Raw genomic sequence first — 17,865 nt, 5'->3', positions numbered from 1 at the left:
CGGCCGCCGAAGGCGGCCTATGCCTCCCCCGCAGGGGGGGAGGGAGCGCAGTGCACGATGTGGCGGGCAGTGAACGAAGCATCGTCGCCCTACCCCAGCGCCTTCAATTCGCCGGGCAAGGCATAGGCCCATTGCGTGATGTTGCCGGCGCCAAGGCACACGACGAGATCGCCCGACTTCGCCACGCCCTTGACGATGCCGGCGAGATCGGACGCCGCCGGCAGCGGGATCACCTCGCGGTGACCGTGGGCGCGCAGGCCCGCGGCGAAATGGTCGCGGTCGATGCCCTCGATCGGGGTCTCGCCTGCGGCATAGACCTCGGCGACGATCACCGCATCCGCATCGTTGAAACAGGTGCAGAATTCCTCGAACAGCGACTGCAGGCGGGTATAGCGATGCGGCTGCACGACGGCGACGATCTTGCCGTTGGTGGATTCCCGCGCCGCTTTCAGCACCGCTGCGATCTCGACCGGATGATGGCCGTAATCGTCGATGACGGTGACGCCGTTCCATTCGCCGGTCTTGGTGAAGCGGCGTTTGACGCCACCGAAGCCGGCGATCGCCTTGCGGATCGCCTCGTCCGACACGCCGAGCTCGCGCGCCACCGCAATCGCGGCCGTCGCGTTGGAGGCATTGTGGCGCCCCGGCATCGGCAGCATGAGATCGGAGATCTCATGCACGGCACCAGTCTTGCGATCACGGAACGCAACCTTGAACTTCGATCCGCCGCCCATCGGGGTCAGATCGACGAAGCGCACATCGGCCTGCGGATTCTCGCCATAGGTGATGATCCGCCGATCCTCGATCTTGCCGACGAGGGTTTGCACCACGGGATGATCGATGCACATCACGGCAAAGCCATAGAACGGCAGGTTCTCGACGAAATGGCGGAAGGCGTCCTGCACCGCTTCGAAGGTCTTGAAGTGATCGAGATGCTCGGGGTCGACATTGGTGACGATCGCAACCTCGGTCGGCAGCTTCAAGAACGTGCCGTCACTCTCGTCGGCTTCGACCACCATCCAGTCGCCGGCGCCAAGCCGCGCATTCGAGCCATAGGCGTTGATGATGCCGCCATTGATCACGGTGGGATCGAGGCCGCCGGCATCGAGCAGCGTTGCGACCATCGTGGTCGTGGTGGTCTTGCCGTGGGTGCCGGCGATGGCGACGCAGCTCTTCAGCCGCATCAGCTCGGCCAGCATCTCGGCGCGGCGCACCACCGGAATGCGCCGTTCGCGCGCCGCCGTCAGTTCCGGATTGTCGCGCTTGATCGCGGTGGAGACCACGACGACCTCGGCGCCGTCGACGTTCTCCGCCTTGTGGCCGACCGAGACTCTCGCGCCGTTCTTGCGCAGACGGTCGAGATTGTAATTGTCCGAGGCGTCCGAGCCCTGCACGGAATAGCCGAGATTGAGCAGCACCTCGGCGATGCCGCTCATGCCGATCCCGCCGATCCCGACGAAGTGGATGGGTCCGATCTCGCGCGGCAGTCTCATGCTCTGTTCCCTGACCTCGCCGCCGGAAAGGGCGGCATCTGGCGAAGGTCACGGCAAATCAGCCGCGCGCCTTTCCTACTGGATGCCCCGCTTTAGAAGGCGAAGACAAGGGCTTTTTCGCGTCAGATTCCCGCGATTTTGGCCACCAGATCGGCCAGCCGCTCCGCCGCATCGAGCCGGCCGGCGCTGCGGGCGGCTTCGGCCATGGCGGCAAGACGCGTGGGCTCGGCGGCGAAGGCGGAGATCTCGGCGGCGAGGCGATCGGAGGAAAACTCGGTCTGCGGGATGCGGATCGCACCGTCGACCTTGGCCAGCACGCCGGCATTGGCGAACTGGTCCTGGTCGATCGCGCCCGGCAGCGGCACCAGGATCGAGGGCCGCCCGATCGCGGCGAGTTCGGCCACGGTGCCGGCGCCTGAGCGCGACACCACCAGATGGTTGGAGGCGAGCCGTGCCGGCAGATCGGTGAAAAACGGCGCAAGCTCGGCCTTGATCTTCAGTCTGTCGTAGACCGCACGCACGCGCGCCATGTCCTCATCGCGCACCTGCTGGGTGAGGACGAGCCGGCTCCACAGTGCAGGCTCGAGGCGCTCGATCGCGCCCGGCACGATGTCCGCCATGATGCGCGCACCCTGGCTGCCGCCGACGACGAGCAGGCGCAGCGGGCCGTTCACCTCGGGCGCAGCATATGGCACGCCAGCCGCGGCGAGGATCGCCGGGCGCATCGGCGTGCCGACCATCGTGGTCTTGCCCGATAGCGCCGGATCGCGGTCGAGCACGCCGGGCAATGACGTCGCAATGGCACGGACGCGGCTCGACAGGAACCGGTTGGCGCGGCCGAGCACGGCATTGGCATCGTGGATGATGCCGGGCACGCCGGCGAATTTCGCAGCGACCAGCGGCGGCAACGTCGGATAGCCGCCAAAGCCGACGACGGCGACCGGCTTCAATCGCTTGATCAGGCTGTAGGCGGACAGCGTGCCGGCGGCGAGCGTCAGGCCGGCATAAGCGAGCTGCAGCGGATTGCGGCCACGCGCGGTCTCGCTCGAGACGACGTCGATCATGTCCTTGGTGAACAGGCCGCTGTAGCGCAGCGCGCGCTCGTCCGTGACGAGGCGGACGCGGAATCCGCGGCGGATCAGCTCGACCCCGAGCGCCTCGGCCGGAAACAGATGGCCGCCGGTGCCGCCCGCGGCGAGAAGAATCAGGGGGGAGGTGTCCATGGTCGGGGAGTTTTACAGTGTCTCCCCCGTCATTGCGAGCGCAGCGAAGCAATCCAGACTGGCACCGCGGAGGGATTCTGGATTGCTTCGCTGCGCTCGCAATGACGAAGAACTACGCGTAGCTGCGCATCGCCTCGGCGCGGCCGCTCGCCTCGACCTCGGTGCGCGGGCGCAGTCGCGTCAGCGCCAGCATCATGCCGACACCGTAGGCCAGCGACACGATCGAGGAGCCGCCATAGGAGATGAAGGGCAGCGTCATGCCCTTGGCGGGGATGAGCTGGAGATTGACCGACATGTTGATGGCGGCCTGCACGCCGAACAGGATCGCAAGACCTGAGGCCGCGAAGCGCGAGAACATGTCCTCGTTGGCATAGGCGCGCGATAGCGTACGGATGACGACGAAAGCAAACAGTGCCAGCATCGCGAGGCACAGGATGATGCCGAACTCTTCGGCGGCAACCGCGAACACGAAGTCGGTGTGGCTGTCCGGCAGGCTGCGCTTGGCAATACCCTCGCCCGGTCCAAGCCCGAACCAGCCGCCGTTGTAGAAGGCCTCCATGGCAGTATCGACCTGGAAGGTGTCGCCCGAAGCCGGATTCATGAAGCGCTTGATGCGGCCCGCGACGTGCGGGACGAACAGATAGGCGCTGAACAGTCCGGCGGCGCCGAGGCCGGCGAGCCCGAACACCCAGATCATCCGCATGCCCGCGATGAAGAACAACGAGCCCCACACCATCAGGATCAGCATGGTCTGGCCGAAATCGGGCTCCATGACGAGAAGCGAGACCAGCATCAGGAGCAGCACCAGCGCCATCGATGTCGCCGGCATTTCTGGCCGCCTAGTGGATTCCGCGAACAGCCAGGCGGCCATGACGACGAACGACGGTTTTGCGATCTCGGAGGCCTGGATGTTGAGGCCGAGCAGCGTGATCCAGCGCCGCGAGCCCTTTACTTCGGGGCCGATCGCCAGCGTCAACACGATCAGGATGATGCTGACCGCGAAGATGATCAGTGCGCTGCGGCGGATCGCGCGCGGCGACAGGAAGGAGACCCCGAGCAGCACGATGCAGGACGGCACCAGGAACAGCACGTGACGGCTGAAAAAGTGGAAGGGATCGAGCCCGATGCGGGTCGCAACCGGCGGGCTCGCCGCGAGCGACAGGATCACACCGGTCAGCATCAGCGCCAGGATGGCTCCCATCAGCGGCTTGTCGACGGTCCACCACCACTCGGAAAAGGGGGTGCGTTCTTCACGGGAGAGCATGGCGGCCGCTTTCGGACAGAGGTCGGTCCATTGGTCGCCGAGGTTGGTTACCGGGTGGTTAAAGAAACGCGGATGACTGGAGATGATCTCAGCTGTCGCCGCAAAACACCTGTCATGCCCCGGCTTGACCGGGGCATCCAGTACGTCGCAGCCCATCGGCTCAAGCGCCGCCTCTGGAATACTGGGTCGCCCGGTCAAGCCGGGCGACGACAGCGGAGCAAGAACCAGCAGCGCGGCTCACACCACCGGCTTCACGCCCGGCAGCGCCTGCACCAGGTCGCGGAACTTGGTGCCGCGGATTTCGAAGTTGCGATACTGGTCGAAGGAGGCGCAGGCGGGCGACAGCAGCACGACCGCGTCGGTGATACCTGACGCCTCCGCATCGCGCGCGGCGTGCTCGACGGCGATGTCGAGGGTCTGGCTGATCTCGTGCGCGACTTGCGTGCCCAGCGTCCCCGAAAACTCCTGCGCGGCCTCACCGATCAGATAGGCCTTGCGGATGCGCGGGAAGTAGCCGGTCAGGCCAGTGATTCCGCCGGCCTTCGGCTTGCCGCCGGCGATCCAGAAGATATCGCGGAAGGACGACAGCGCATGCGCGGTGGCGTCCGCGTTGGTGCCCTTGGAGTCGTTGACGAACAGCACGTTGCCGCGGCGGCCGACCTGCTCCATGCGATGCGCAAGGCCGGGAAAGCTGCGCAGGCCGTTCTGAAGCACTTCGAGGCCGATGCCCATCGCGAGCGCGGCGGCGGCCGCGCAGGCCGCGTTCTGCGCATTGTGCAGGCCGCGCAGCGAGCCGATGCCGCCGAGCGCCGCGACTTCGCTGCGGGCGCCGCCCGAATTGCGCACAATGGTGCCGTGCTCGACATGGATGCCGGAGGCCAGCGGATTCTTGACGGAGATGCGCACCACGTTCTTGCCGGCGCGATCGAGCCGGTCGGCGATATCGCGGCAAAAACCGTCGTCGACGCCGACGATCGCGGTGCCTCCGGCCTGCACACCGGCAACGAGACGCTCCTTCACCGCGGCGTACTGCGCGATGGTGCCGTGACGATCGATGTGGTCTTCGCTGACATTCAGCAGAATGCCGACGGAGGGATCGAGCGAGGGCGTGAGGTCGATCTGGTAGGACGACATCTCGATGACGTGGACGCGCCCCATGCGCGGCGGCTCCAGCGACAGGATCGCGGTGCCGATATTGCCGCCCATCTGGGTGTCGTAGCCGGCGACTTTCGTCAGGTGCGCGATCAGCGCCGTCGTGGTCGATTTGCCGTTGGTGCCGGTGATCGCCACGAACGGCGCATCCGGCGCGTGGCGCCGCCGTTCGCGGCAGAACAGCTCGATGTCGCCGATCACCTCGCAGCCCACCTCGCGCGCCTTCAGCACGCTCCAATGCGGCACCGGGTGGGTCAGCGGCACACCGGGCGCGAGCACCAGCGCCGCGAAATTCGCCCAGGAAACGTTGCGCAAATCGGCCGTGATGAAGCCCGCTTGCGCGGCCTTGGCGACGTTCTCGGCACTATCGTCGGCGGCGATCACCTCGGCGCCACCAGCTTTCAACGCATGACAGGACGCGAGCCCCGAGCCGCCGAGGCCGAACACCGCGACCGTCTTGCCGGCAAAGGACGTGACCGGGATCATCGACCGGTCACCGCAGCTTCAGCGTGGACAGGCCGGCGAGCGCCAGCATCACCGAGATGATCCAGAACCGGATCACGATCTGCGGCTCGGTCCAGCCGAGCTGCTCGAAATGGTGATGGATCGGCGCCATCCGGAAGATACGTTTTCCCGTCATCTTGAACGACACCACCTGCACGATGACGGAAACCGCCTCCAGCACGAACAGGCCGCCGATCACCGCGAGCACGATCTCGTGCTTCACCGCGACCGCGATCGCACCCAGCATGCCGCCGAGCGCGAGCGAGCCGGTGTCGCCCATGAAGATCGAGGCCGGCGGCGCGTTGAACCAGAGGAAGCCGAGGCCGGCGCCCAGCAGAGCGCCGCAGAGCACGGCGAGTTCGCCGGTGCCGGCGACATATTTGATCTGGAGATAGTCGGCGAACACCGCGTTGCCGGCGAGATAGGCGATCATCGCAAAGCTCGCGGTCGCGATCATCACGGGCACGATGGCAAGGCCGTCGAGGCCGTCGGTGAGGTTCACCGCATTGCCGGCGCCGACGATGACGAAGGCGCCGAACACGACGAAGAACCAGCCGAAATGCAGCACGGTGTCCTTCAGGAAGGGAATCGTCAGCGCGGTCGACGCGGGATCGCGGTTCAGCCGCACCAGCGCGTAGCAGGCAACCAGCGCGATCGCCGCCTCGATCAGCAGGCGAAGCTTGCTGCCGAACCCGGTCGTGGTCTGCTTGGTCACCTTGAGATAATCGTCATAGAAGCCAACGAAGCCGAAGCCGAGCGTCACCGCCAGCACGATCCAGACGTAAGGATTGAGCGGATTGGCCCACAGCACCGTGCCGACCGTGAGGCCGGACAGGATCATCAGCCCGCCCATGGTGGGCGTGCCTTTCTTGGCCAGATGCGATTGCGGACCATCGGCCCGGATCGGCTGGCCCTTGCCTTGCCGGATGCGCAGATGGTCGATGATCCAGGGGCCGAACAGGAACACGAACAGCGCGCCGGTGACGACGGCGCCGCCGGTACGGAAGGTGATGTAGCGGAAGACGTTCAGGAAGGTGCGAACGGCACCGAAGCCCGGAAATGTGTTGGAGAGCTCGATCAACCAGTAAAACATTCAGACGGTCCTATGGCGCCTTTGCACGGGCCTTGATTTGATCTTGGCCTCAACGTGCCTCACGCGCATTCGCTGGTCTTCATCATGGGGTCGGGCGACCTCTGGGAAAACGCTTCGCGCCGCATAAGGGTGGGATTCGGGAACAGCGCCTTCCAAGCAGTTTACGCCTTTGCCTGCAAGGCGGCCACTAGGCCCGGCACAAACTTGTTGACCCAGAACATCTTCTTGCTGCCCTTGACAACCACGACATCGCCTGACCTCAGCAGATTTGCCACCTCGCCCGGCTTCAGCGTGGCGGGATCGTCGTGCCAGCCCAGGCCCTTGCCCGCCGGCAGCTTGTCATAGAGATGACGCATCAGGGGCCCGACGCAGTAGATGCCGTCGATGCCGTCGAGATGCTTGGCGAGGCCGGTGTGGTAGCTCGGCGCGTCATCGCCCAGTTCCAGCATGTCGCCGAGCACCGCAATGCGGCGGCCGCCGTTCATGCTGCGCGCCTGGAGGCTTTGCAGCGCAGCAGCCACGCTGGCCGGATTGCCGTTAAAACTGTCGTCGATCACGGTGACGCCGCCGATCGCCTGCTCGACACCGCGGCCGGTCATGATGCCGACCCGGTCGAGCTTGATCGCGAGTGTCGCCGCATCGAGGTTCGCGGCACGGATCGACGCGAGCGCGGCGAGCGCATTCTGCACGCGGTGCGGCGCGCCCGGCGTCAGGCTGAAGGCGATCTCCTTCTTGCCGATCGTCGCCAGGACCTGCCAGCCCTCGCCATGCGGCGCGTGTTTGACCTCGTGCACCTCGGCCTTCTCGCCGAAGCGGATGACCTTGCCTTTCCACTCGGACGCCTTGAGCCCGGCGGGCAGCACCAGCACGCCATCCTTGGGCAGCCCGAGCGCGATCGACACTTTTTCGCGCCTGATGGCTTCGAGCGAGCCGAGTTTCTCCAGATGCACCGGCTGGACGTTGACGACGAGCGCGACCGTCGGCCGCGTCAGTTCGCTGAGCCGCGCGATCTCGCCGGTCTGGTTCATGCCCATCTCGACGACCCAGAGACTGGCATCGGGCCGCGCATTGCACAGCGTCAGCGGCACGCCCCAGAAATTGTTGAAGCTCGACGGGCTGGCATAGGCATTGGGGTAGGCCGCGAGGAATTCCTTGGTGCTGGTTTTGCCCGCGCTGCCGGTGAGCCCGATCACCGGCCCGTTGAAGCGCGCACGAGCCGCGCGCGCAAGGCCCCAGAGACCGTCGATCAGCGTGTCCTTGACGACGATCTGAGGAATACGGATGCCCGCGATCTCGTGCGGCACGATCATTGCGACTGCGCCCGAGGCTTCCGCCTTGTCCGCGAACTCCCAGCCGTCACGCGCGCTGGCGAAGGCCGAAATGAAGCCGCCGCTCGGCGTGCCGCTCAGTGCGACGAACAGGCTGCCCGGTTTCACCAGCCGGCTGTCCTGGGTGACGACGTCGATCGGCGTGTCCGGGAACGATCCGGCAGCGCCCAGCGCGCGCGCCACTTCGGCAACCGTCCATAATGGACCGCTCATGCAACCCTCGTCGTCAATGCGGCGGCAACCGCCTCGTGATCACTGAAGGGCAAAACCTCTCCGCCGACGATCTGCCCGGTCTCGTGGCCCTTGCCGGCGATGAGCAGCGCATCGCCATCTTCCAACTCCTCGATCGCGGTGCGGATCGCCGCGGCCCGGTCGCCGATTTCGCGGGCGCCCTTGGCGGCGGCGAGGATTTCGGCGCGGATGGCCTCCGGCTTCTCGCTGCGCGGATTGTCGTCGGTGACGATGACGCCGTCGGCGTTGCCAGCCGCGATCTCGCCCATGATCGGACGCTTGCCGGCATCGCGGTCGCCGCCGGCACCGAACACGACGACCAGCCTGCGCCTGGCGTAGGGACGCAGCGCCTGCAGCGCCTTCGCCAGCGCATCGGGCTTGTGCGCGTAGTCGACGAAGATCGGCGCGCCGTTGCGCTCGCCGACGCGCTCGAGCCGTCCCTTGGCGCCTTCGAGATGTTCGAGGCTCGCGAACACATTTGCGGCGTCGCTGCCGGTGCCGATGGCGAGGCCGGCTGACACCAGCGCATTCTCGATCTGGAATTCGCCGACCAGCGGCAGCCGGATCGCATACCGCTTGCCGCGATGGTCGAGCGCGAGCAGTTGCGAAAACCCTTCGACCTCCGCACCGGCGAGACGAATGCCCTCGCCTGCCCCGTCGCCGTTGCGACCGACCGCCATCACGCGCAAGCCGCGCGACGTCGCAGCACTGATCGCCTCCGCCGAGCAATCATGATCGGCGGAGATCACGGCCGCGCCCCCCGGCGGGACAAGTTCGCGGAACAGCCTGAGCTTGGCCGCGAGATAATGCGCGACGGTCGGATGGTAATCCATGTGGTCGCGCGAGAGATTGGTGAAGCCGCCGGCCGAGATGCGCACGCCGTCGAGGCGATATTGATCTAGCCCGTGCGAGGAGGCCTCGAAGGCGAGATGCGTGACGCCCTCGCGCGCGATCTCGTCGAGCTGCCGGTGCAGCGCGACCGGGTCGGGCGTCGTCAGCGAGCCGTAGACGGTACGCTTCGGCGAGACCAGGCCGATGGTTCCGATGCTGGCGGAGGCGTGCCCGAGCCGCTCCCAGATCTGCCGGGTGAATGCGGCGACCGAGGTCTTGCCGCTGGTGCCGGTCACCGCCGCCACGGTCGCAGGCTGCGCGGGAAAAAAGCTTGCCGCGGCCAGCGCCAGCGCGCGGCGCGGATTGGCAACCGTGATGAACGGCACCTTGCAGCCATCAGGCGCATGGTCACCGACAACCGCCACCGCGCCTGTGGCAATCGCGGCATCGATGAAGCGCGCACCGTCGGTCTTGCTGCCCGCAAGTGCGAAGAAGAGATCGCCCGGTTTGACCGCGCGGCTGTCGAGGGCAACGCCGGTCACGTCGAGCGCCGCGACGGCGGGCTCGATTGCGGCATCATTGCCCTGAACGTCCTGACTTAGGAGGTCGCGCAGCTTCATGGTCTTCCAGTCGACATGCCGCGCCGGAACACCGAATCTTCGGAAAAGCCCCGACTCAGCAGCGGTAACGGCCCACCCGGTTGATTACTGGGTTGTCCTGGATGCTGCAAGAATAAGGCGCTCGGACGGCGGCAGGTCAAACCGCGGCTCGACGCCCAAAAGCGGCGCGATCCGCTCGATCACCTTGCCGCCGGTCGGCACCGCGTTCCAGCCCGAGGTGATGAAGCCCTTCGTTTCGGGAATCGCCTGGGGCTCGTCCAGCATGATCAGGATCTGATATTTCGGATCGTCGCAGGGCATGATCGCGGTGAAGGAGTTGAGCACCCGCTTCTTGGCGTAGCGGCCGTTGATGACCTTCTCGGACGTGCCGGTCTTGCCGCCGACGTAGTAACCCTTGACGTCGGCGGTCTTGGCAGTGCCGATTTCGGCATTGAGCCGCATCAGGAACCGCATCTTGTCGCTGGTCTCCGTCTTGACGACGCGCTTGGCCATCGCCGCCGCTTCGGACTCGCTGCGTTTCATGAAGGTCGGCGGAATCAAATAGCCGCCGTTCACCAGCGCGTTGATGCCCATCACCGCCTGCAGCGGCGCCACCGACATGCCCTGGCCGAACGCGATGGTCACCGTGTTCAGCTCGCCCCAGCGACGAGGGATCAGCGGAGCCGCGCTTTCCGGCAGCTCGGTGCGCAGCCGCGTCAGCTGGCCCATCTTGGCGAGGAATGCCTTGTGGGCCTCGACGCCCTGTCCGAGCGCGATCCGGGCGGCGCCGATGTTGGACGAGAACGTGAACACTTCCTTGGTGTTGATGAAGCGTCCGAGCGAATGACTGTCGTGGATGGTGAACTTGCCGTAGTGCAGGTTTCCGCGCGCATCCCACATCGAGTTCAGGTTGATCTTGCCGGAATCGAGCGCCATCGCCAGCGTGAACGCCTTGAAGGTCGAGCCCATCTCGTAGACGCCGGTGGTCAGGCGGTTGATACGGTCGGGGTCGTGCGCTTCCTTCGGGCTGTTGGGATCGAAGTCCGGAAGGGAGACCATCGCCACGATCTCGCCAGTCTTGACGTTGGAGACGATGCCGGAGGCGGCCTTGGTGTGGTATTTCTCCTTGGCCTTCAGGAGTTCGTCACGCAGTGCGTGCTCGACGCGCAGATCGACCGAGAGCTCGATCGGTTTTTGCAGCCGGTCGGTGGCAAAGCCCGCGCGGTGGAGATCGGCGAGCCCTTGATTGTCGAGCCACTTCTCCATGCCGGCGATGCCCTGGTTGTCGATGTTGACGAGACCGATGAGGTGGGCGACCTCGTTGCCGGTCGGATAGACGCGCTTGTTCTCGCGCAGGAAGCCGATGCCGGGAATGCCGAGCTTGTGGATATCCTGCTGCTGCTTCGCCGTAATTTCGCGCTTGAGCCAGACGAAGCCCTTGCGCGTCTTCAGGCGCTCGCGCACCTCGGCCTCGTCGAGGTCAGGCACGGTGGCGGTCAGAAGCTCGATCGCCTCGTCCTTGTCGATGATGCGGCGTGGCTCGCCGAACAGGCTCGACGCCTTGACGTCGGTCGCGAGGATCGCGCCGTTGCGATCGACGATGTCGGGCCGCGCGGTCGCGACCACCTCCTGCGCCGCGGCGCGGCGCGCGCCGTGGGCGTCGGCGCCGATCGCGAACATCACGAGCCGTCCACCGATCAGGGCATAGACCGCGCCGAAGGCCAGCATCGCCAGGCCGACCCGCGCCCGTGCCTTCGCCGCGCGATCGACGTTGCGCCCGTACAGCAGGCTGCGGATCAGCCGCTGCCGCCAAGGCTCAGTCGGCTTTTCTGCAGGTTTGGCCGGGGTCACAGCATTCATTGCTTGTCCTCGGGGTGAGGCACGGAGCCCGTCACATTGTCGGGATCGCTCGCGGCTTCGATGGTGTTGAGCATGGCCCCGATCGGATCGGGCTCGCCCGGCCTGAACATCCGCGGCGGACGCTCGGGCAAATTCTTCAGTGAATCATATTGCGTGCCGTTGACCGGCTTGAGCTGCAGATGCCGGTCGGACAGGCCTTGCAGGCGCAGGGGCGCATCGAGCTTGGCCCATTCGGAGCGCAGCGCCGCGATCGCATCGCGCTGCTCGCGGATTTCCGCATGCAGCCGCAGCACCTTTTCGGTGCGCGCCGTGGAGTCCATCTTGATCCGGTAGACATAGGCCGCCGCGAAGATCAGCGCGCCGATGACGAGGAGGTGGATGAAGCGCATGCGCTAGCCACCTCTCATGACGTCGGAGAGTTTTGGCCAGGACGATTGCTCGCGATCGTCATGCGCAGGCGCCGAGGTGCGCTCGGCGGCGCGCAGTTTTGCAGATCGCGCGCGCGGGTTATGCGCGACTTCGTCCTCGCCTGCGATCACCGGCCGCCGCGTCAGCAGCTGGAAGCTCGGCACCGCCTGCGACACTTCCGGCAGATGGCGTGAGCCGCCACCCGTCTTGCTGCGCTCGGCGAGGAAATTCTTGACGATGCGGTCTTCCAGCGAATGGAACGAGACGACCACGAGGCGACCACCGGGCTTGAGCACACGCTCGGCCGCGATGAGCGCGCTCTGGAGTTCCTCGAGCTCTTCGTTGACGAAGATGCGCAGGGCCTGGAACGTCCGCGTCGCCGGATGAATATCGCCAGGCTTGGAACGAACCACCCTGCCGACGAGATCGGCGAGCGCGCGCGTGGTCGTGAACGGTGTCTCCTGACGGTCCGCGACGACGGCGCGGGCGATGCGGCGCGAATGCCGCTCTTCGCCGAAAAGATAGATGATGTCGGCAAGATCGCCTTCCGACGCGCGCGCGACGATGTCGGCCGCAGTCGGGCCTGCCTGCCCCATCCGCATGTCGAGCGGACCGTCGAGGCGGAACGAGAAGCCGCGGGCGGCCTGGTCGAGCTGCATCGAGGACACCCCGACGTCCATCACGACGCCGTCGACGCCATCGACACCTTGTGCCGCGCAGACCTCGGCGAGGTTGGAGAAGCGATCTTCAACGAGCGTCAGCCGGCCCGCGGAGCGTTCGACCAGTTCGGCACCGCCTGCGATCGCGGTGCGGTCGCGGTCGATCGCGATCAGGCGGGTTCCGGGCACGTCCAGAATCGCACGGCTGTAGCCGCCGGCACCAAAGGTCGCGTCGATATAGAGGCCGCCTTCGCGCGGGGCGAGGTGGTCGATGGCCTCACGGCCAAGAACGGGGATGTGCGGAGCCGAGCTCATGCGCCAAGCCTGCCGAGCGCCCCGCCCGACTCCCGGGTGCGATCGGGGACGAACAAGCTCATAACGCCTCGAATGATTCCGCGTCGCGGCGGTTCCACGACCCAACCCCCGTCCAACATGGTTACCCAGCCCGGTGCCCCTGAGCCGCCAACCCAGTGTTCCCAGTGGAATTTGTCGGGCAGCCATGGGATTTCGAGCCAAAATACGCTTTGGCCGCCTCCGGACGCGGGTCGGCTCTCCATCTCTCAGTAACGGCCCTTAGCGTTAAGAAAGCGTTGATCGGCTCGCGACAAGTCGAAAAGCGGTCGCGGCGGTGATGCTTCATCCACACACATGCGCCAAAATGCGTCCGTTAACCCCGTCCCCCGATTGCGCACGGTGGACGGTAAAGGAATGGTAAAGAGGAGGGCTTCGCCCACTCTCTGTCTGTCGCGAGCTGTTTATGTCGTCCGGTTCGTCCACGCCGTCTGGATCTGATTCGAAACGTCAACGTGTTCTCCCGGTTCCCAAGGCCGCCGCGAACATGCGGACGTTCGAGCCGGATTCCTCGATCGTCTCCGACATCATCCCCTCACCGAACCATGGCGACCGCAACAAGGGCCGGCAGCCCGATATGATCGTGCTGCATTACACCGGCATGCCCGACGTCGAAGGTGCGCTGGCGCGGCTTTGTTCCGCGGGCACCGAGGTGTCGGCACACTATGTCGTGCTGGAAGACGGCCGCATCGTGCAATGCGTGCCGGAGGCCAGGCGCGCCTGGCATGCCGGCGTGTCCGCCTGGGCCGGCGAGGATGACGTCAACTCCTGCTCGATCGGGATCGAGATCGTCAATCGCGGTCACGACTGGGGCTATCCGGAGTATCCGCTGCGCCAGATCGCCGCCGTGATCGCGCTGTGCCGCGGCATCATGCTCCGCCGCAAGGTACCCGCGCACCGGGTGCTCGGCCATTCCGACGTGGCGCCCGCGCGCAAGAAAGATCCCGGCGAAAAATTTCCGTGGCATTCGCTGGCGAATTCCGGTGTCGGCCACTGGGTCACGCCCGCGCCGGTCGTGCGCGGCGAGAGCCTGATGCTCGGCACCATCAGCGACGAGGTCTTGAGCCTGCAGCAGGCGCTCGCCAGATACGGCTACGGCGTTCCCCTGACCGGCAAATACGACGCCGCGACCATGGAAGTCGTCACCGCGTTCCAGCGCCATTTCCGCCCGGCGCGACTGGATGGGGTCGCGGATCACTCGACGCTGTCGACCTTGCAGGCGCTGCTGGGGAGCTTGCCGGCGGAGGCGACGGCGGTCGCCTCGAAGTGACGGCGTAGCCGCGCACTCCACCGTCATTGCGAGCGCAGCGAAACAATCCAGACTGCCACCGTGGAGATAGTCTGGATTTCTTCGTCGCAAGTGCTCCTCGCAATGACGGAGTGCGTGGCGGCAGCTACTCCATCTCGCTCATCCTTCGCGCGTAAAGCCTCCGCAACGGCTCCAACTGCGTCGCCTCCGTCGCAGCGCGATAGGCCTCGCGCGCCTCCTCCTTCCGGCCGAGCCGCCGCAATAGATCCGCCCGCACCGCTGGCAACAGCTCGTAGCCATGAAGCCCGCCGCGTGCGGCGGTCGCATCCACGAGATCGAGCGCACGTGCCGGCCCATCGACCATCGACACTGCCGCTGCGTGGTTGAGCTCAACCACCGGCGAGGGGGTGATGCGCAGCAGGACCTCGTAGAGCCCGGCAATCTGCGGCCAGTCTGTCTGCTCATAGCTCGGCGCACGCGCATGCAGCGCAGCGATCGCGGCTTGTACTCCATAGGGCTGCGGCCGGCCGGGCACGCGCAGTGCGTCGTCCACCAGACGCAGACCCTCCTCGATCTGTGCACGGTCCCACCGCGAACGATCTTGCTCTTCCAGCAGCACGATGTCGCCCGCGGCGGTCTGGCGCCCGGCGCGGCGCGCATCGTGCAGCAACATCAGCGCCAGCAGGCCCTTGATCCCGGCGCGATCGGGCAGCAGCCGGTCGAGCAAACGGCCAAGCCGGATCGCCTCGGCCGCAAGATCGGGCCGCATCAAATCCGCACCCGACGTCGCCACATAGCCTTCGGTGAAGACGAGGTAGATCACGGCAAGCACACCGTCGAGCCGTGGCACCAGCGTGTCGCGCTCGGGGACCTCATAGGGAATGCCGGCGAGCCTTATCTTCTGCTTGGCGCGGACGAGACGCTGCCCCATCGCCTCCTCGGTGACGAGGAAGGCGCGCGCGACCTGCGCCGTAGAGAGCCCGCAGACCGTGCGCAGCGTCAGCGCGACCTGGACCTCGGGCGCGAACGCGGGATGACAGCAGGTGAAGATCAGCCGCAGCATGTCGTCGTCGAGCATCGCCGGCGGCTCGCTGGGCGCTTGCGCGTTCAGCTCGAGCTCGTGCACGAGCGCCTGCTGCTTGCCGCGGAAGGCGGCCTGGCGCCTGATACGGTCGATCGCCTTGTGCTTGGCGACATTGACCAGCCAGGCGCGTGGATTGTCGGGGACCTCGCACGCCGGCCAGCGCTCGAGTGCCACCGCAAACGCGTCCTGGAGCGCGTCCTCGGCGAGATCGAAATCGCCGACGAGGCGGATCAGCGTGGCCAGCGCCCGCCCCGCCTCGTCGCGGAAGATCTTGTCGATCTCGGACAGTGTCATGCGCCGATGCGCGGCTGCGCCATCACTTGTCGTAGACCCAGATCGGCCGCACCTCGATCGAGCCGATGCGCGCCGACGGAATCCGCGACGCGATCTCGATCGCAGTATCGAGATCCTTGGCCTCCACGAGATAATAGCCGCCGAGTTGCTCGCGCGTTTCGGCAAACGGGCCGTCGGTCGTCAGCGTCTTGCCATCGCGCACGCGCACGGTCGTCGCGGTCGTGGTCGGCTGTAAACGGTCGCCGGCCTTGAAATTGCCGTTCTGGATGATGCCTTGCGTGAAGGTCTGATATTCCGCCGTCATCTGCTGGCCGGCCGCCGGACGCATATTCGCGTACTCGGCTTCGTTCTGGTAGATCATCAGCAAATACTGCATCGCTTAACTCCTGTTGCACGGCTGGATCGCCGACATCCAGTCGAACGGGACACGCTCCCAACGACATCTTCAGGATAAATTATTTCGGGCGAACCGTGCATGGCGATATCGGCTTGCGGAACCGACACAAATGCTCCATGCGTAGGCCGTCAGTCGGCCGGACGGCCGCTCCGGCAAGTGCCGAAAGGCCGCCGGGGAGGAAAGTCCGGGCTCCCTTGACATACGGTGCCGGATAACGTCCGGCGGGGGCGACCCCAGGGAAAGTGCCACAGAGAACGAACCGCCCTGCTTCGCCTTCGGGCTTCGCAGGGTAAGGGTGAAAAGGTGCGGTAAGAGCGCACCGCGGCTGCGGCAACGGAGCCGGCATGGTAAACCCCACCGGGAGCAAAACCGAATAGGGACGGCGTAGCGGGCTGTTCGCGAAAGCGATAACGCCGCGGGGCGATGTCAGGCCCGCCGTCCGGGTAGGTTGCTCGAGGCCATGTGCAAACATGGTCCCAGAGGAATGGCCGTCACGTATCGTGCGCGCAAGCGGACGGTGCCTTACAGAACCCGGCTTACAGGCCGGCTGATATCTTGCAACGAGGGGCTCGGTGTTAACGCATCGGGCCCCTCACCATTTTGGCTCTCTATCCGACGATCTCCTCCAACACACCCATCAGAGCCTCCGGCGCCGTCACGTTCGGCGCATGACTGGCGTCGAGCGCGACGTAACGCCAGCCGTCCTCGCTCTTGGTGCGCTTGGCGAACTGCCCGAACACGTCGCCCGGCGGAATGCGGGTGCAATAGATGTAGCTGCGCGGCATCGCCGGCTCGCCGTGTTCGAGCCTCAAGCTCGCCTCGAAGCATTTGATCGGCATCGCGACGCGGCGGGCGTTGAGCCAGTCCAGATCGGCCTGCGGCGTATCCGGCGGCGGCGGGTTCGGCGGGATGCGGTAACCGTCGCCTGAGCTTGCTGCCTTGCGCATCGGCTCGCGCCCGCCCTCGTGGAGATCGAACAGCGATTGGCCGTCACGCGGCACGAAGGCGTCGAGATAGATCAGTTGCGAGACACGCTCGCGCGCGCGATCGGCGACGCCGGTGGCGACCATGCCGCCATAGCTATGACCGAGCAGCACGATGTCGCTGAGATCCTCGAAGGCGATGACGTTGAGGATGTCCTGGATATGCGTCTCCATGTCGATCGCAGGACCTGCCAGATGTGCGCGCTCGCCGAGCCCGGTGTAGGTCGGCGCGATCAGGCGGTGACCGGCCTTTGCCATCAGCGGATGCATCTTCTTCCACGCCCATCCGCCGGACCACGCGCCATGACAGAGCAGGAAAGTTTTTGCGCGTGCGGCCATCGGCGTTTCCATCGTTCTTGTTTGTACGATGGAGTGTAGCGGCCGGCCGCGCGATGTAAACGCTGTGGCCGCTTCAGGCCGCGCGCGTTTCCGCCTTCACGAGGACCGCCGCAAGCTGACCGGCCTCGCGCCGGAGCTTGCTCGGCTCAAAACCGTGCATGCCGATCTGCCATTGCAGCCCGACGATGGCGCCCTTGGTCGGCTGCAGCAGCGCGAGCGAAGCGAACAGCGTCACCGGCAGCCACACCGCCAGTTGCAGCCAGACCGCCGGCGCATAGGCGGTCTCGACCGCGAGGATCGCGGGGACCACGAGATGGCCGACGACGACCATCACGAGATAGGCCGGGAAGTCGTCGGCGCGCTGGTGAAACAGCTCCTCGCCGCAATGGTCGCAGGTATCCGCCACCTTCAGGAAACGGCCGAACGCACGCCCTTCGCCGCAGTTCGGGCACTTGCCGCGAAAGCCGCGCCACATCGCCTTTGCAAGAGAGACTGAACCGGTCGCCATGACCACACCTCTTCC

Annotated in this window: 15 protein-coding genes and 1 other RNA gene; 2 read left to right on the top strand and 14 right to left on the bottom strand. The window is 66.0% G+C overall.

The features are described from left to right. Positions 1 to 89: 89 nt before the first annotated feature. The 10 genes from murC to rsmH form a co-directional block, all read right to left on the bottom strand. The gene (murC, locus tag JQ591_RS17775; RefSeq protein WP_211397316.1) at positions 90 to 1,493 is read right to left on the bottom strand and encodes a UDP-N-acetylmuramate--L-alanine ligase; all 1,404 of its coding nucleotides are present in this window, start codon (positions 1,491 to 1,493) and stop codon (positions 90 to 92) included. A 122-nt stretch (positions 1,494 to 1,615) separates the two neighbouring features. Then, entirely contained in the window at positions 1,616 to 2,716 is a 1,101-nt protein-coding gene (gene murG / locus JQ591_RS17770; RefSeq protein ID WP_211397315.1) for an undecaprenyldiphospho-muramoylpentapeptide beta-N-acetylglucosaminyltransferase, read from the bottom strand. Positions 2,717 to 2,828: 112 nt separating this feature from the next. Then, on the bottom strand, positions 2,829 to 3,980 hold the full coding sequence (ftsW, locus tag JQ591_RS17765; RefSeq protein ID WP_211397314.1) for a putative lipid II flippase FtsW: 1,152 nt from the start codon (positions 3,978 to 3,980) through the stop codon (positions 2,829 to 2,831). A gap of 237 nt (positions 3,981 to 4,217) precedes the next feature. Beyond that, a complete protein-coding gene (murD, locus tag JQ591_RS17760; RefSeq protein ID WP_211397313.1) occupies positions 4,218 to 5,618 on the bottom strand; it encodes a UDP-N-acetylmuramoyl-L-alanine--D-glutamate ligase in 1,401 nt (466 codons plus the stop codon). A gap of 7 nt (positions 5,619 to 5,625) precedes the next feature. Further along, entirely contained in the window at positions 5,626 to 6,729 is a 1,104-nt protein-coding gene (mraY, locus tag JQ591_RS17755) for a phospho-N-acetylmuramoyl-pentapeptide-transferase (RefSeq protein ID WP_007600847.1), read from the bottom strand. A 161-nt stretch (positions 6,730 to 6,890) separates the two neighbouring features. Then, entirely contained in the window at positions 6,891 to 8,270 is a 1,380-nt protein-coding gene (locus JQ591_RS17750; RefSeq protein WP_211397312.1) for a UDP-N-acetylmuramoyl-tripeptide--D-alanyl-D-alanine ligase, read from the bottom strand. Continuing rightward, on the bottom strand, positions 8,267 to 9,739 hold the full coding sequence (locus JQ591_RS17745) for a UDP-N-acetylmuramoyl-L-alanyl-D-glutamate--2,6-diaminopimelate ligase (protein WP_211397311.1): 1,473 nt from the start codon (positions 9,737 to 9,739) through the stop codon (positions 8,267 to 8,269). Before JQ591_RS17745 ends, JQ591_RS17750 begins: the two co-directional genes overlap by 4 nt. Before the next feature lie 84 nt (positions 9,740 to 9,823). Continuing rightward, on the bottom strand, positions 9,824 to 11,578 hold the full coding sequence (locus tag JQ591_RS17740; protein ID WP_211397310.1) for a peptidoglycan D,D-transpeptidase FtsI family protein: 1,755 nt from the start codon (positions 11,576 to 11,578) through the stop codon (positions 9,824 to 9,826). Beyond that, positions 11,575 to 11,967, bottom strand: coding sequence for a cell division protein FtsL (gene ftsL / locus JQ591_RS17735; protein ID WP_211397309.1), 393 nt, complete (start codon positions 11,965 to 11,967; stop codon positions 11,575 to 11,577). Before ftsL ends, JQ591_RS17740 begins: the two co-directional genes overlap by 4 nt. A 3-nt stretch (positions 11,968 to 11,970) precedes the next feature. Further along, positions 11,971 to 12,960 (bottom strand): 16S rRNA (cytosine(1402)-N(4))-methyltransferase RsmH, encoded by a 990-nt coding sequence (gene rsmH / locus JQ591_RS17730; protein WP_211397308.1) that lies wholly within the window; start codon positions 12,958 to 12,960, stop codon positions 11,971 to 11,973. 523 nt (positions 12,961 to 13,483) lie between these two features. Between rsmH and JQ591_RS17725 the strand changes: the two genes are divergently transcribed. Continuing rightward, the gene (locus JQ591_RS17725; RefSeq protein ID WP_249137178.1) at positions 13,484 to 14,266 is read left to right on the top strand and encodes an N-acetylmuramoyl-L-alanine amidase; all 783 of its coding nucleotides are present in this window, start codon (positions 13,484 to 13,486) and stop codon (positions 14,264 to 14,266) included. A gap of 124 nt (positions 14,267 to 14,390) precedes the next feature. Here the strand turns inward: JQ591_RS17725 and JQ591_RS17720 are convergent, their stop codons facing one another. Together JQ591_RS17720 and JQ591_RS17715 are read right to left on the bottom strand one after the other, a co-directional pair. Beyond that, a complete protein-coding gene (locus JQ591_RS17720; RefSeq protein ID WP_211397306.1) occupies positions 14,391 to 15,623 on the bottom strand; it encodes an RNA polymerase sigma factor in 1,233 nt (410 codons plus the stop codon). 22 nt (positions 15,624 to 15,645) lie between these two features. Beyond that, on the bottom strand, positions 15,646 to 15,999 hold the full coding sequence (locus JQ591_RS17715; protein WP_211397305.1) for a YciI family protein: 354 nt from the start codon (positions 15,997 to 15,999) through the stop codon (positions 15,646 to 15,648). 149 nt (positions 16,000 to 16,148) lie between these two features. Here JQ591_RS17715 and rnpB point away from each other — a divergent pair. Then, positions 16,149 to 16,575, top strand: an RNA gene (gene rnpB / locus JQ591_RS17710) — RNase P RNA component class A. Positions 16,576 to 16,628: 53 nt separating this feature from the next. On the opposite strand, the gene JQ591_RS17705 is transcribed toward rnpB, so the two are convergent. Together JQ591_RS17705 and JQ591_RS17700 are read right to left on the bottom strand one after the other, a co-directional pair. Continuing rightward, positions 16,629 to 17,342, bottom strand: coding sequence for an alpha/beta fold hydrolase (locus tag JQ591_RS17705; RefSeq protein ID WP_211397304.1), 714 nt, complete (start codon positions 17,340 to 17,342; stop codon positions 16,629 to 16,631). A gap of 73 nt (positions 17,343 to 17,415) precedes the next feature. Then, on the bottom strand, positions 17,416 to 17,850 hold the full coding sequence (locus JQ591_RS17700; protein WP_211397303.1) for a DUF983 domain-containing protein: 435 nt from the start codon (positions 17,848 to 17,850) through the stop codon (positions 17,416 to 17,418). Positions 17,851 to 17,865: the final 15 nt, after the last annotated feature.

The organism is Bradyrhizobium canariense (assembly GCF_018130465.1).
Taxonomy (GTDB): Bacteria; Pseudomonadota; Alphaproteobacteria; order Rhizobiales; family Xanthobacteraceae; genus Bradyrhizobium; species Bradyrhizobium canariense_C.
Note: the sequence above shows the minus strand (reverse complement) of the source record. Positions and strands in the feature narration are given on the sequence as shown.